The sequence below is a fragment of the Paraburkholderia dioscoreae genome, assembly GCF_902459535.1.
GTDB classification, from domain to species: Bacteria; Pseudomonadota; Gammaproteobacteria; order Burkholderiales; family Burkholderiaceae; genus Paraburkholderia; species Paraburkholderia dioscoreae.
In genome coordinates this window covers 2,900,849-2,915,048 of sequence record NZ_LR699553.1, presented here as the reverse complement: position 1 = coordinate 2,915,048, position 14,200 = coordinate 2,900,849, and the positions used below count along the sequence as shown (strand labels likewise).

The following is a 14,200-nucleotide window of genomic DNA, read 5'->3' as shown; positions in this document are numbered from 1 at the left end:
GCGGATGCGGGCATGGTGGTGCGGGTTTGCGTTGGGAGTGGTCTGGCTGCAGCGGCAAGCGGTGCTGCCGGATTGGGTCGGGTTGTGCGGATTGGTGTTCGCTGCGTGTGTCGCGGTTGTCGTGGCGGTTTGGGGTTTGGGCGACGGCGGGAGTGCGCGGGCTGTTGAGCGGCATGCGGTGGCTGGAGGGATGGCTGCGGCGGTTGGTGGGTATGCCGCTACGGCTCGGGCTGAAGCTGGAACTGGGGCGACAGCCGAGCTCACGGCAAAGGCGACAATTGCGCTTGCCGCAAAGGCTACCGTTGCGCCCACAGAATGCGCGCACGCGCTTGCGGTTCTCGCTTCGCTAATACGCCGTGTCCGCTTCGGCCCGCGCGTGCGTTCATTCGCCGGCTGGAGCGCGGTGTGGTGTGCGGCGTCGTGCATGGGCTTCGGCTACGCGGCCTTGCGCGCGGACATGCGCCTCGCGCTCAGCTTGCCCACCGCATGGGAGGGCCGCGATATCGAGGTCGTCGGCAGTATCAAAGGCCTGCCGTCACGCGATGAAAACGGCGCACGCTTTCTATTCGACGTCGACCCGGCCGACGCGCCAATGGCCAGTTTCCCGCGCGTGATCCAACTGGCGTGGATCGCCGAAGATGCGCCGCCGCCGATCCTCGAACCCGGTGCACGCTGGCAGTTGACCGTGCGGCTGAAACGTCCGCATGGCAATGCGAATTTCGGCGTGCGCGACGCCGAGGCGAATCTGCTGGCGCGCAACGTGCGGGCCACCGGCTATGTGAGTGCGCCGGCTCACGCCGTGCGACTGCGCGGCGATGCGCGCGGTGTCGGCGTAACGGTGGACCGCTTGCGCGCCGCGCTGCGCGCACGCATCGACGCGGTGCTTGGTGACGCGCCGCACCGCGGAATCGTCCTGGCACTGGCCATCGGCGCGCAGGACGAAGTGAGCGCAGCGGACTGGCTGCTGATGCGCGGCACGGGCACCAGTCATCTGGTGGCGATTTCCGGGCTGCACATTGGCTTCGTCGCGGGCCTTGCGGGCTGGCTCGCGGGCGCGTTATGGCGGCGCTCCGGCTGGATCGGCCGCGACTGGCCGTTGCGGCTGCCCGCGCAGGTCGTCGCGATCACGGGCGGTGCGCTGTTCGCCGCGCTGCACGCTGCATTGGCCGGCTTCAACGTGCCGGCACAGCGCGCGCTGTGGATGGCGTGCGTCGTCGCCCTCGCGTTTGTCAGCGGGCGCAACGTGGCACGCTCGGCGGTGCTCGCCTGGGCCTTGGGGCTGGTGCTGCTGATCGATCCGTGGGCGGTCGTGTCGGCGGGGTTCTGGTTGTCGTTCTGCGCGGTGGCGGCAATTCTGTTCGCCATGTCCGGGCGACCGCGCGTGCAGGATCATGAACAGCACCACGACCCTGCGAACGAGGGCGGCGAGCCATCGTCCCAATTATCGGGACTGTGTGCCGGATTGCTGCGTCGCGTGCGCGGTGCCGGCGAACGGCTGCGCAGCGCGGCACACGTGCAGTTCGCCGTTACGGTCGCGCTCGCCCCGCTAACCGTCTACTGGTTCACGCAGATTCCGCTGATCGGCCCGCTCGCGAATGCCTTCGCGATTCCGTGGGTAAGCCTGCTGGTCACGCCAGCGATACTCGCCGGCGTTGTTTTGCCCGCGCCCCTCGACGTCCACGCATGGCATGTTGCGCACGCTTTGCTGGAGTGGCTGGCCGCGGGCTTGCAGCGGCTCTCGGGGCCCGCCTGGCTGCTCTGGCGCCTGCCGCAACCGGATACGTGGGCGCTGGCCGCGGCGGCGCTCGGTGTGTTCTGGTGTCTCGCGCCACGCGGCTGGCCGCTGCGCTGGGCCGCGCCGCTCACGTGGCTGCCGCTCCTGATGCCGGCGCCGTCCGGGCCGCCGCATGGCAGTTTTCGGCTAACCGCGCTGGATGTCGGTCAAGGTACTTCCGTGCTGATCGAAACGGCGCATCACACGTTGCTGTTCGATACGGGGCCGGGCCCGGAATCGACTCACGCGGGCGAACGGGTTGTCGTGCCATTCCTGCAGGCGCACGGCGTGAACGCGCTGGATACGCTGATCGTCAGCCACGCCGATTCCGATCATTCGGGCGGCGCGCCTGCTGTTCTGGACGCAATCGAGGTGCATCAGATGGTGGCGGCACTGGCGCCGTCGAATGCGTTGTGGCTGAACGCGCGGCAGCACGGCGCCGCCACGCTGCCCTGCGCGGCGGGGCAGCGCTGGCAGTGGGACGGTGTCGAGTTCGCGATGCTCTGGCCCGACGCCGGTCCGCTGCAAGGCAAGCCGAACACGCATTGCTGCGTGTTGCGGGTGAGCACGTCGCCGCCCGCGACGAGCCGGCCGGGCGCGCGCGTTCAAACGGAGCCGCCGCGCATGGCCGCCTTGCTGACGGCGGATATCGAGGCACCCGTCGAACGCATTCTGCTCGCGCGCGATCGCGGCGCGTTGCGCGCACAGGTGCTGGTCGTGCCGCATCACGGCAGCAAGACCTCGTCGACCGAGCCGTTCCTCGACTCTATCGACCCGCTCATCGCGCTATTTCAGGTAGGCTATCGCAACCGTTTTCATCATCCGAATGCGGGTGTGTTCGAGCGCTACAAGGCGCGGCAGATCGAGCTTGGGCGCAGCGACACGGACGGCGCGGTGCGAGTCGAGGTGAACCCGGAAGCCGGGGCGAAGGGCGCCGCGAGACAAAACACCACGCTGACGCTCGATCGTTATCGCGACACGCAGCACCGTTACTGGATGGACCGCTAACAGGTTCGCTCATCGATAGACGGAGCGCAGCAGACCGCACAGAAAGCATGTCGCTGGACGAAGCGGCTGTACGTAAGCGCGCACCAAAACCCCGCACGCAAAAACAGAACGGAGATAGCCGCAGTTGAAAAACATCATCCACTTCTCGCACGCGAATGGCTTTCCCGCATCGACCTACCGGACCATCTTCGCCGAACTCGCCGACGACTACGAATTGCGCTCCATCGAGCGGATCGGTCACGACGCGCGCTTTCCGGTGACGCAGGACTGGCCGCATCTGGTCGAGCAGTTGCTCGAAGACATCGGCAGAACGTACGAACATCCGGTGTGGCTGGTGGGGCATTCGCTCGGCGGTTATCTGTCGCTGATGGCCGCGCTGAAGAAGCCGCAGTGGGTGAGAGGGGTGGTGATGCTCGATTCGCCGGTGATCGCCGGCTGGCGCAGCAGCATGCTGCGCGTGTCGCAATGGACCGGCCTCGACGAGCGTCTGTCGCCCGCGGCCGCCACCCGTACGCGCCGCACGCAGTGGGCGAGCCGCGACGAAGCGTGGCGGCACTTCCATTCGAAGCCGGCGTTCGCGCGCTGGGATGAGCGCATGCTGTCCGACTACATCGACTTCGGCATTCCGCAAACATCGCCGGACGGCTCGCGGTCGCTCGCTTTCGACCGCCGTACCGAATATCAGATCTACAAGACCTTGCCGCACACGCTCGGCTCGCGGCTCGCGCGGGGCGCGCCGGTGCCGGTGGGCTTCATCGCCGGCACGCGTTCGAAGGAAATTCGCCAGGCCGGTCTGGAGGCCACCCGCCGCGCGACCGGCGGCCATGTGGAATGGATCGAGGGCAGTCATCTTTACCCGATGGAAAGACCCGTCGAAACCGCGCGCGCGGTGCAAAGCATGTTGCATGAACTGGAGCGGCGAGGCTGATGCCGCGTCAGGCGGCGCATGCAGGTAACGCACCCACAAGACGGCGACGGTCGCACGGTCACGCGGCGTGAATGTCAGGTGGCTGCCGTTGCGTCGACCTGCCAACGTGGCGCCGGGCGCAGCGCGGTGCCGCGGCATGTGCGTGGCAAAAACAGTGCATGATCGACGCGCGACGATGGCCGCCGCCGCGCCATGCGTCTGCAGACGCAGCTCGGATTTTGCTGGGGTTGAGACCCTGCTTTACGGTATAATCCGTTTTTCCCGCGAGCATCCAGCGATGACCAAATATGTTTTCGTCACCGGCGGCGTAGTATCTTCCCTCGGCAAGGGTATTGCCGCCGCTTCCCTCGCCGCGATCCTCGAATCGCGCGGTCTTAAAGTCACCCTCCTCAAGCTCGATCCCTACATCAATGTCGACCCCGGCACGATGAGCCCGTTTCAACACGGCGAAGTGTTCGTGACGGAAGACGGAGCGGAGACCGACCTCGACCTCGGCCACTATGAGCGCTTCATCAGCACGAAGATGCGCAAGGCCAATAACTTCACCACGGGCCAGATTTACGAATCGGTGATCCGCAAGGAACGCCGCGGCGATTATCTCGGCAAGACGGTGCAGGTCATCCCGCACATCACGAACGAAATCCAGGCGTTCATCGAACGCGGCGCGGCTTCCGCAACGTGCGGTGAGCCGGACGTCGCCATCGTCGAAGTGGGCGGTACCGTGGGCGACATCGAATCGCTGCCGTTCCTGGAGGCCGCGCGTCAGATGAGCCTGCGCATGGGCCGCAACAGCGCGTGCTTCGTGCACCTCACGCTGGTGCCGTGGGTTGCCACGGCCGGCGAACTGAAGACCAAGCCCACGCAGCACAGCGTGCAGAAACTGCGCGAAATCGGTATTTCGCCGCACGTGCTGCTGTGCCGTGCCGACCGCCGCATTCCGGACGACGAGCGCGCGAAGATCTCCATGTTCTCGAACGTGCCGGAAGACGCCGTGATCTCGGTGTGGGACGCGGACAGCATCTACAAGATTCCGCAGATGCTGCACGATCAGGGGCTGGACGCGATCATCTGCGAAGAACTCAAGCTCGAGCCGAAGGCCGCCGATCTGACCATGTGGTCCGATCTGGTCGAGAAGCTGGAGCATCCCAGGCATGAAGTCACGATCGGCATGGTCGGCAAATATGTCGATCTGACCGAGTCGTACAAGTCGCTGATCGAAGCGCTGCGCCATGCGTCGATGCATACGTCGACCAAGGTCAACATCGAATACATCGACTCGGAAGAAATCGAGACGCACGGCGTCGAAAGCCTCAAGCATCTGGACGCGGTGCTCGTGCCGGGCGGCTTCGGCCGGCGCGGCACCGAAGGCAAGATCGCCGCGATCCGTTATGCCCGTGAAGCGAAGGTGCCGTATCTCGGCATCTGCCTCGGCATGCAACTGGCGGTGATCGAATTCGCCCGCGACGTGGTGGGTCTGAAAGACGCGAACAGCACGGAATTCGATCAGGAAACGCCGAACCGCGTGGTCGCGCTGATCACCGAGTGGTACGACCGCGAAGGCCGGGTCGAGAAGCGCACAGAAGAGTCGGATCTCGGCGGCACGATGCGCCTCGGCTCGCAACGTTGCCCGATCAAGCCCGGCACGATGGCCGAAGAGATCTATGGCAAGGACGTGAACGAACGCCATCGCCACCGTTATGAAGTCAATAACCGCTTCGTGCCCCAGCTCGAAGCGGGCGGCCTTATCATCAGCGCCCGTACGCCGAGTGAAGATCTGCCGGAAATGATGGAACTGCCGCGCAGCATGCACCCGTGGTTCGTCGGCGTGCAGTTCCATCCGGAATTCACGTCCACGCCGCGTGACGGCCATCCGCTGTTCAAGTCGTTCGTCGAAGCGGCGCTCGCGCACCAGCAGTCGCGCACCGCGGCCGAAGTCGAGGAGAAAGCATGAAACTGGGCGATTTCGAAATCGGGCTCGACAAGCCGTTTTTCCTGATTGCCGGCACCTGTGTCGTCGAATCCGAACAGATGACGATCGACACAGCCGGCCGGCTGAAGGAAATCTGCGCGAAGCTGAACATTCCGTTCATCTACAAATCGTCGTACGACAAGGCCAACCGCAGCAGCGGCAAGTCGTTCCGCGGTCTGGGCATGGACGAAGGTTTGCGCATCCTGTCCGAAGTGAAGCGTCAACTCGGTCTGCCGATACTGACCGACGTTCACGCAGAGCACGAGATCGAACAGGTCGCCTCGGTGGTCGACGTGCTGCAAACGCCGGCTTTCCTGTGCCGTCAAACGGACTTCATTCACGCTTGCGCGCGTTCGGGCAAACCGGTCAACATCAAGAAAGGCCAGTTTCTCGCCCCGCACGACATGAAGAACGTGATCGACAAGGCGCGTGACGCGGCGCGTGAAGCCGGTCTGTCGGAAGACCGTTTCATGGCGTGCGAGCGCGGTGTGTCGTTCGGCTATAACAACCTCGTGTCGGACATGCGCTCGCTCGCGATCATGCGCGAAACCAACGCGCCTGTCGTGTTCGACGCCACTCACTCGGTGCAGTTGCCGGGCGGGCAGGGCACGAGTTCGGGCGGCCAACGCGAATTCGTGCCGGTGCTGGCGCGTGCCGCGGTGGCGGTGGGCGTGGCGGGTCTCTTCATGGAAACGCATCCGAATCCGGCGCAGGCCAAATCGGACGGTCCGAACGCGGTGCCGCTTCATCGCATGGCCGATCTGCTCGAGACGCTGGTCACGCTCGATCGGGCCGTCAAGCGCGCGCCGTTCCTCGAAAGCGATTTCAACTGATTCAGGCATTCACCGCGTGTCACGATCGGACTGCACAATTAGCCACAATCGGCACGCGGAGAATGCACGCAATGGTCGTCGAACGTATCGGCGTGCAAGCAGTTTGCCGGGGAGACCGGTGCTCTGCATGGGACCGGAGCGCGTCGCGTGGGACCGGAGTAAGTGCTGAAGCACTAATTCCGGATCGACACGATGTTGAAGCACCCACTCCGGCTCGACACGCCTGGTACAGTGTCACAGTAAAGAATTCAACGTCATTTCTTGAGGAAACCATGAGTGCTATCGTAGATATCATCGGTCGAGAGATTCTCGATTCGCGAGGCAACCCCACCGTCGAATGCGACGTGCTGCTCGAGTCGGGCACGATGGGCCGCGCCGCGGTGCCGTCGGGTGCGTCGACGGGTTCGCGTGAAGCGATCGAACTGCGTGACGGCGAAGCCGGCCGCTACGGCGGCAAGGGCGTGCTGAAGGCCGTCGAGCACATCAACACCGAAATCTCCGAAGCGATCATGGGTCTCGACGCTTCCGAGCAGGCGTTCCTCGACAAGACGCTGCTGGAACTCGACGGCACGGACAACAAGTCGCGCCTGGGCGCGAACGCGATGCTGGCTGTCTCGATGGCCGTCGCGAAAGCCGCTGCTGAAGAAGCCGGCCTGCCGCTGTACCGCTACTTCGGCGGCTCGGGCGCGATGCAACTGCCGGTGCCGATGATGAACATCGTCAACGGCGGCGCGCACGCCAACAACAGCCTGGACATCCAGGAATTCATGATCGTGCCGGTCAGCCAGCCGACCTTCCGCGAAGCACTGCGCTGCGGCGCCGAAGTGTTCCACGCGCTGAAGAAGATCCTGTCGGATCGCGGCATGAGCACGGCAGTGGGCGACGAAGGCGGCTTCGCGCCGAACTTCGGCAGCAACGACGAATGCCTGTCCACCATCCTGCAAGCCATCGAGAAAGCCGGCTACCGCGCCGGTGAAGACGTGCTGCTCGCACTCGACTGCGCAGCAAGCGAGTTCTACCACGACGGCAAGTACCAGCTGGCCGGCGAAGGCCTGCAACTCTCGTCCACGGAATTCACGGACTACCTGGCGAATCTGGCCGACAAGTTCCCGATCGTGTCGATCGAAGACGGCATGCACGAAAGCGACTGGGCCGGCTGGAAGACGCTGACCGACAAGCTCGGCAAGAAGGTTCAGCTCGTGGGCGACGACCTGTTCGTCACCAACACGCGCATCCTGAAGGAAGGCATCGAAAAGGGCATCGCCAACTCGATCCTCATCAAGATCAACCAGATCGGTACGCTGACGGAAACCTTCGCGGCGATCGAAATGGCCAAGCGCGCCGGCTACACGGCCGTGATCTCGCACCGTTCGGGCGAAACCGAGGATTCGACGATTGCGGATATCGCGGTCGGCCTGAACGCCGGTCAGATCAAGACGGGTTCGCTGTCGCGCTCGGACCGCATCTCGAAGTACAACCAGTTGCTGCGTATCGAAGAAGATCTCGGCGATATCGCCAGCTACCCGGGCAAGTCGGCGTTCTACAATCTGCGCTAATGGCTTTCTTGCTGGCGCTGACCGATGAGCCGGTTATCCTTCGTTTCTGATTGACCCCGCCGCCCTGCGTATAGCGCAGGGCGGCGTGTATTTATTGTGCCTACTTCATGCGGCTTGTCACTGCTGTCCTGATCGTTCTACTGGCGCTGATCCAGTACCCGCTCTGGTGGGGACATGGCGGCTGGTTGCGCGTGCACGAGTTGCAGCAGCAACTGGCGCAACAAGTGCAAAAGAATGCCGACTCGAAGCTGCGCAATGAGCGCATTCAAGGCGAAGTGCAGGATTTGCAGAACGGCACGGCCGCTGTCGAAGAGCGGGCACGCTACGAAATGGGCATGGTGAAGGACGGCGAAGTGTTCGTGCAGTTCGTGTCGCCGAATGCGCCGTTGCCGGCGGCGAACACGCCATCGGCAACCACGTCCACGCGTGGCGAAATGTCGGCGGCGCCGCTGCATGTGGTGCCGAATCCGGAGTCGCGCGCGAAGCCGGACCGCAAGCACGGTGGGAAAGCTGCTGCTAACGAAAGAAAGCCTGCGCACTGAGCTTCGTCGCCGCGCAACGGTTTGATACGAAGGACGCAAAAAAGGCACGGTGAAAAATAAACCGTGCCTTTTTCTTTGGAGCCGCCGTCGGGGCGGAATTCCCGCGGCGTGCGTGAACTCTGCCGCTTACTCGCTACCAGCCCCAGTACGGTCCGTATCCGACGCCGACACCCGTACCCCAGCCGTGCCCCCAACCACCGCCGTAATAGCTGCCGTACACGCTCACAGGCGGCGTGTAGTAACGCGACCACGCCTGCGCCGCGTTTTCGGCGGCAATCGCCTGATTCTGCTCGACCATGACCTGTTGGTCGATCGCGTCATAGCGCTGTCGCTCCTGAGGCGTCAGCGGTTGGGCGGTGCCAGACTGGTCGGCGGGCAGGCGGCTATATATCGGCGACGGACCCGGCGGATCCATCATGCAGCCGGCCAGCGCGCCGCCGCCGACGAGGACAGCCAGCACGGCGGCCGTGCGCGCACGGCGCAGCAGCGGTATCAACGAAGTAGGATGGTTCATGTTTCTATCTCCATCGGTCGGATGCCTAAGCAAATCATGCCCCGCACGCACCGCCAATGATTCAACGCAATGGTCAACGATACCGCGCCGTCCGAGCCCCGAAAATGCAGCGGGCAGCGCGGTACCTTTACTGCCTCAACACGGCTGTAGTCAACCGCCGCCTCGCGCGCATGAGCGCCGCGCGCCGGCGAGCCGTTCAGTGCCGTTGGTCAGCCGCGGGCGTCACACCTTGTGAGAGCGCTTCGGCGACAAAAAGTTGCGCCACATCGACCGGATCGAACTCGTAGCGCTGGTTGCAGAACTCGCAATGAATCTCGACGTGACCGCGTTCTTCGAGCACGCCGTCCACTTCTTCGCGGCCCAGCATCTTCAGCATGCCGCCGACCTTTTCGCGCGAACACGTGCATTCGAAACGCGCCTTCGCCGGTTCGAAATGCTGAACGTTCTCCTGCCAGAACAGGCGGCGGAAAATCGTTTCCGGTTCTTCCTTCAGCAATTCGTCTTGCGACATCGTGCCGCCCAGCGTGCACACGCGCTCCCACGTGTCCGCGTCCAGATCGCCCGGATGCGGGACGATGCCGCCGTCGCCCGGCAATTTTTGCAGCAGCATGCCGACCGCACGCTCGGTGTTCGCCGCCAGCCACAGGCGCGTGTCGAGCTGCTCGGAGTGATGCATGTAATGCTCGAGCACTTCGGCCATCGAGTTGAGCGGGCCGTCCACGCCCGACAGCGGCACGATACTTTGATACGGCTGCTGGCCGGGCTGCTTGGAGGCCGGGTCGAGCGTGATCACGCAACGGCCGTGACCGCTCGCGTTCAACAGGTCGACCATGCTGGTCGTCTCGCTGATCACGCTGGCCGCTTCGCCCGACAGCTTGGCGGTGGCGCGCATCGACAGATCGGAGCCGCACTGCACCACCAGCATCTTGACCGGGCCGTCGCCGAAAATCTGCATGATGAGCGTGCCGTCGAACTTGAGGTTCGCCGACAGCAGCGCGCAGGCAGCCATCATTTCGCCCAGCACCGTGCGCACCGGCGCCGGATAATCGCGACGCGTCAGGACTTCCTGCCACGTATTGCGCAGCGAAACGATCTCGCCGCGCACCGGCGCCGCGCTGAACATGAATTTTTGCAACTGGTCGCTCACAACTTTTCCTCGGTCGAATGACGCAGCGTGATGCCGCGCCGTGCGCGCTGCGCGCTCCGGCTGGTTAGCCGATACGCACGAGCTGCGCCTTGTAATATTCGCGGCGCTCGGCATAGGTTGCCGCGCCGCGCTGCATGTTGGCGATGTCTGTTTCGGTCAGTTCGCGCACCACTTTGGCGGGCGCGCCGAGAATCAGCGAATTGTCGGGAAACACTTTGCCTTCGGTGACGATGGCGCCCGCTCCGACCAGACAGTTGCGGCCGATCACCGCGCCATTCAAGACCACGGCCTGAATTCCGATCAGAGAGCCTTCCTTGATCGTGCAGCCATGCAGCATGACCTGGTGGCCGATCGTCACGTTCGGCTCGACCGTCAGCGGAAAACCGGGGTCGGTGTGCAGCACGGCGTTTTCCTGCACGTTGCTGCCCGTGCCGATGGTGATGGGCTCGTTGTCGCCGCGAATCGTCGCGCTGAACCACACGCTGGCGTTCTCCCCGAGCGTCACGTTGCCGATGATGCTCGCTGAATCCGCGACGAACACGCTTTCATGGATGGTCGGGGCGGCATCGCCAAGCTTGTAAATGGTCACAGTGTCTCCTTTTGATCGGTCGCTACGCACGTGGCGGGATAGGGCGGCAGACCCGCCCGACAGGTCTTGCGCCCCGGGCGGCTGCGCCGCTCCGGCGCACCGGGCGCGCTGAATGGTCGTCGAATCGGGTATTGTAAACGGTTGTGTGCTTGAGCCGCTGCCGGCCCCGCTTGCCGGAGCCGCACGGGCATTCGCCGCTTCGCTGCTCGGGCCACGGTCTGCGTAGGTTTATCGCGATTTATCGCGATTTATCGCGACGGCTGCTTTGACGGCAGCGTGTTGACTTGGCGGTCGCCGCTCGCTCCGCCGTTTCGTCAGCCTCCGCGCTTCGGGCTTCCGTTGCTGTTTCCTTTGTCGATCCGCTCGTCATGATCTCTGCCGCTCCGTCCGCGTTGTCCGCGTCGCCCGATTCATCTGTCGCCGATGCCGGGCGGAGCGCCCATTGCGCGCGCGCCGCGGCGCTCGCCGCACTGCGCGAAGCCGACCCGATCGCCAAGGCCGCCGCGGCCCGCGCGCTCTATGCCGCGGTGCTCGAAGGCAGCATGGCATGCGCCGCGGACCTCGCGTTCGACGAACCGGCCGGACTGCCGGGCCGTCCGGCGCGGCCGGAACTGGTCGATCCGCGCCATCTGAAGCGGCGCAGCATGCAATCGCCGCAAGGGCGCGCGGTTCTGCTGCACGCGCTCGCGCACATCGAATTCAACGCCATCAATCTCGCGCTCGACGCCGTCTGGCGCTTCGCCGGCATGCCCGCCGCGTTCTACGCCGACTGGCTCAAAGTCGCCGCCGAAGAGGCGTATCACTTCTCGCTGCTGGCCGCGCGCCTTGCGGAGTACGGCCACGTCTACGGCGACTTTCCAGCCCACGACGGCCTGTGGGACATGTGCGAGCGCACCCGCGGCGACGTGCTGGCGCGCATGGCGCTGGTGCCTCGCACGCTCGAAGCACGCGGCCTCGACGCGTCGCCGCCGATCCGCGCGCGCCTGCTGCAGGCGGGCGATCAGGCGTCAGCAGCCATTCTCGACGTGATCCTGCGCGATGAAATCGGCCACGTGCTGATCGGCAACCGCTGGTTCCGTTACCTGTGCGATGGCAGCGGGCTCGACCCTCACGAGACTTACACGCGCCTCGCCGACCAGTATCACGCACCGAAATTACGTGGTCCGTTCAATTTCGAGGCGCGCCGCGATGCCGGTTTCGACGAGGCGGAACTGGCCGAGTTGGCAGCATTGGCGGGCCTCGACGCGCCGGAACCCGCGCCGCCGGCCGCCGCCGGTTGAGGTTTCCTTCGCAATCCGGCGCCGTGCATCGGCCGGCTATCTCGTTATAATCGAACGACCATTCTTTTTTTGGACGCGCCGTTCATGAACACTTCCCGCTCTGAATTCGTCGCCGTGCGCGACATCCGTCTGCATGTGCGGCGTTGGGGCAACCCGGACGCGCCGATGCTATTCATGTTGCATGGCTGGATGGACGTGGCGGCCTCGTTCCAGTTCGTCGTCGACGCGCTGGGCGGTGACTGGCAGGTGCTGGCGCCGGACATGCGCGGTTTCGGCCTGTCGGACTGGCCAGTGGCTGAGCGCGGCGGCGGCAATTACTGGATTCAGGACTATCTGGCCGATCTCGACGCCTTGCTCGACCACTATGCGCCGGCCGGCGAAGTGAATCTGGTCGGCCACAGCATGGGCGCGAATATCGCCTGCGTATATGCAGGCGTGCGGCCGGAGCGGGTGCGGCGCGTAGTCGACCTCGAAGGCTTCGGTCTCGCGCCGTCGCACCCGGCGCAGGCGCCCAAACGCCTGCGCAACTGGCTGGACGAATTGCGCGATCCGCCGCAACTGAAGCGCTACGCGTCGCTCGACGACGTCGCCGCGCGCCTTGTCAAAACCAATCCGCGCCTCGATCCGCAGCGCGCGCAGTTCCTCGCGCAGCACTGGTCGAAGCCGGACGGTGAAGGGCGCTTCATGCTGCTCGCCGATCCCGCGCACAAACTGCGCGGCCCCGCGCTGTACCGCCTCGACGAAGTGATGGCGACGTGGCGCAAGGTGAGCGCGAAGGTGCTGCACGTTGAAGCCGCCAACTCGCCGACGCTCGCGCAGATCGCCGGCGAGATCCCGCTCGACGAATTCAAGGCGCGCTTTCAGGCGTTCCCGAACTGGCGCGAGAAGATCATCGACGAAGCGGGGCACATGGTGCACCACGACCAGCCGGAGCAGGTGGCCGCGCTGATCGAGGGGTTTTGCGCATAGCGCTTTAAAATCGTTTCCAGGGTTTCCCGCGAACCGCCAACGGGATTTCCTTCGGGGCGGCGGTTGCGCGAGATAGCTCTGCGTTCACTTACTGCGTTGCAGTAAAATGAGTGCTGATCCTTTTCAAGACAACGATGAACGCCGACCTCCACTGTCACTCCACCGTTTCCGACGGCCAGTTCGCGCCGGCCGATGTCGCGCGCCGCGCGCACGCGGGCGGCGTGACGCTGTGGGCGCTCACCGATCATGACGAACTGGGCGGTCAGCGCGAAGCGAAAAGCACTGCCGAAGCGCTCGGCATGGCTTATCTGAGCGGCGTCGAAATTTCGGTGACATGGGCTTCGCGCACGGTGCACATCGTCGGATTGGGCATCGATCCGACCAGTTCCGTCCTGATCGACGGGCTCGCGCGCACGCGCAACGGCCGCGCCGCGCGCGCGGAGGCGATCGGCGAGCAGTTGGCCACGCTCGGCATACCCGACGCCTATCAGGGCGCGCTCAGATACGTGTCGAACCCGGACATGATTTCGCGTACGCATTTCGCCCGTTTCATGGTGGAAAGCGGCTACGCCAGTTCCACGCAGGACGTGTTCACCCGCTATCTCGGCGACGGCAAACCCGGTTACGTGCCGCACCGCTGGGCCAAACTGGCCGATGCGGTCGGCTGGATCCAGGCCGCAGGCGGCGAAGCCGTGATTGCGCATCCGGGCCGGTATGCGTACTCGCCGGTCGAATTCGACGCGTTTTTCGCCGAATTCATCGATCTCGGCGGCAAGGCGATCGAAGTGGTGACAGGCAGCCATACGCCCGACCAGTATCGCGAATACGCGGATGTCGCGCGCCGTTTCGGCTTCGAGGCGTCGCGCGGGTCCGACTTCCACGCAGCCGGCGAAGGCCGCGTCGACCTCGGCACGCTGCCGCCGCTGCCCGCCGATCTGAAGCCCGTCTGGGAACGCTGGCTGTGACCGCGCCGTGCCGGGGCGGCACGTCCGGCGCGACCGCCGGTTGGGCGCGGCGCGTGCTTCCGGCCGGTCTTCGGCCAGAACTCCATTGCCGTTCATCCGCTGTTCATCCGTCAGCCAACGTTAGTC

The 14,200-nt window shown here is 64.7% G+C and carries 12 protein-coding genes; 9 read left to right on the top strand and 3 right to left on the bottom strand.

The window, feature by feature from the left end:
* Positions 1-4: 4 nt before the first annotated feature.
* From PDMSB3_RS13070 to ftsB, 6 genes are all read left to right on the top strand, one after another.
* Positions 5-2,782 carry a DNA internalization-related competence protein ComEC/Rec2 gene (locus PDMSB3_RS13070; RefSeq protein ID WP_165186559.1) on the top strand — a complete coding sequence of 926 codons (2,778 nt, stop codon included), beginning with the start codon at positions 5-7 and terminating at the stop codon, positions 2,780-2,782.
* 124 nt (positions 2,783-2,906) lie between these two features.
* Positions 2,907-3,710 (top strand): alpha/beta fold hydrolase, encoded by an 804-nt coding sequence (locus PDMSB3_RS13065; protein WP_007181324.1) that lies wholly within the window; start codon positions 2,907-2,909, stop codon positions 3,708-3,710.
* Positions 3,711-3,987: 277 nt separating this feature from the next.
* Positions 3,988-5,661 (top strand): CTP synthase, encoded by a 1,674-nt coding sequence (locus tag PDMSB3_RS13060; RefSeq protein WP_007181325.1) that lies wholly within the window; start codon positions 3,988-3,990, stop codon positions 5,659-5,661.
* Positions 5,658-6,512, top strand: a complete 855-nt coding sequence (kdsA, locus tag PDMSB3_RS13055) for a 3-deoxy-8-phosphooctulonate synthase (RefSeq protein ID WP_165186557.1) — start codon at positions 5,658-5,660, stop codon at positions 6,510-6,512. Before PDMSB3_RS13060 ends, kdsA begins: the two co-directional genes overlap by 4 nt.
* Positions 6,513-6,784: 272 nt before the next feature.
* Complete coding sequence (eno, locus tag PDMSB3_RS13050) at positions 6,785-8,068, top strand: phosphopyruvate hydratase (RefSeq protein WP_007181327.1); 1,284 nt, start codon at positions 6,785-6,787, stop codon at positions 8,066-8,068.
* A 107-nt stretch (positions 8,069-8,175) separates the two neighbouring features.
* Positions 8,176-8,610 carry a cell division protein FtsB gene (gene ftsB, locus PDMSB3_RS13045; RefSeq protein WP_007181328.1) on the top strand — a complete coding sequence of 145 codons (435 nt, stop codon included), beginning with the start codon at positions 8,176-8,178 and terminating at the stop codon, positions 8,608-8,610.
* 133 nt (positions 8,611-8,743) lie between these two features.
* Here ftsB and PDMSB3_RS13040 read toward each other — a convergent pair whose 3' ends face one another.
* The 3 genes from PDMSB3_RS13040 to PDMSB3_RS13030 form a co-directional block, all read right to left on the bottom strand.
* On the bottom strand, positions 8,744-9,124 hold the full coding sequence (locus PDMSB3_RS13040; RefSeq protein ID WP_007181329.1) for a hypothetical protein: 381 nt from the start codon (positions 9,122-9,124) through the stop codon (positions 8,744-8,746).
* A gap of 196 nt (positions 9,125-9,320) precedes the next feature.
* Positions 9,321-10,271, bottom strand: coding sequence for an Hsp33 family molecular chaperone HslO (gene hslO / locus PDMSB3_RS13035; protein WP_007181330.1), 951 nt, complete (start codon positions 10,269-10,271; stop codon positions 9,321-9,323).
* A gap of 64 nt (positions 10,272-10,335) precedes the next feature.
* Complete coding sequence (locus tag PDMSB3_RS13030) at positions 10,336-10,860, bottom strand: gamma carbonic anhydrase family protein (RefSeq protein WP_007181331.1); 525 nt, start codon at positions 10,858-10,860, stop codon at positions 10,336-10,338.
* A gap of 368 nt (positions 10,861-11,228) precedes the next feature.
* Here PDMSB3_RS13030 and PDMSB3_RS13025 point away from each other — a divergent pair, with 368 nt between their 5' ends.
* The 3 genes from PDMSB3_RS13025 to PDMSB3_RS13015 all read left to right on the top strand — a co-directional run bounded on the left by PDMSB3_RS13025 (position 11,229) and on the right by PDMSB3_RS13015 (position 14,074).
* Positions 11,229-12,140, top strand: coding sequence for a ferritin-like domain-containing protein (locus tag PDMSB3_RS13025; RefSeq protein WP_007181332.1), 912 nt, complete (start codon positions 11,229-11,231; stop codon positions 12,138-12,140).
* Between the two features lie 84 nt (positions 12,141-12,224).
* Entirely contained in the window at positions 12,225-13,109 is an 885-nt protein-coding gene (locus PDMSB3_RS13020; RefSeq protein ID WP_007181333.1) for an alpha/beta fold hydrolase, read from the top strand.
* Positions 13,110-13,243: 134 nt separating this feature from the next.
* Positions 13,244-14,074: a 3',5'-nucleoside bisphosphate phosphatase gene (locus tag PDMSB3_RS13015; RefSeq protein ID WP_007181334.1), complete on the top strand. Its 831-nt coding sequence runs from the start codon at positions 13,244-13,246 to the stop codon at positions 14,072-14,074.
* Positions 14,075-14,200: the final 126 nt, after the last annotated feature.

Coding starts and splice junctions, on each gene's coding strand:
- PDMSB3_RS13070 (WP_165186559.1), top strand. CDS start 5: ATGCGGGCATGGTGGTGCGGGTTTGCGTTGGGAGTGGTCTGGCTGCAG.
- PDMSB3_RS13060 (WP_007181325.1), top strand. CDS start 3,988: ATGACCAAATATGTTTTCGTCACCGGCGGCGTAGTATCTTCCCTCGGC.
- kdsA (WP_165186557.1), top strand. CDS start 5,658: ATGAAACTGGGCGATTTCGAAATCGGGCTCGACAAGCCGTTTTTCCTG.
- eno (WP_007181327.1), top strand. CDS start 6,785: ATGAGTGCTATCGTAGATATCATCGGTCGAGAGATTCTCGATTCGCGA.
- ftsB (WP_007181328.1), top strand. CDS start 8,176: ATGCGGCTTGTCACTGCTGTCCTGATCGTTCTACTGGCGCTGATCCAG.
- PDMSB3_RS13040 (WP_007181329.1), bottom strand. CDS start 9,124: ATGAACCATCCTACTTCGTTGATACCGCTGCTGCGCCGTGCGCGCACG.
- PDMSB3_RS13025 (WP_007181332.1), top strand. CDS start 11,229: ATGATCTCTGCCGCTCCGTCCGCGTTGTCCGCGTCGCCCGATTCATCT.
- PDMSB3_RS13020 (WP_007181333.1), top strand. CDS start 12,225: ATGAACACTTCCCGCTCTGAATTCGTCGCCGTGCGCGACATCCGTCTG.
- PDMSB3_RS13015 (WP_007181334.1), top strand. CDS start 13,244: ATGAACGCCGACCTCCACTGTCACTCCACCGTTTCCGACGGCCAGTTC.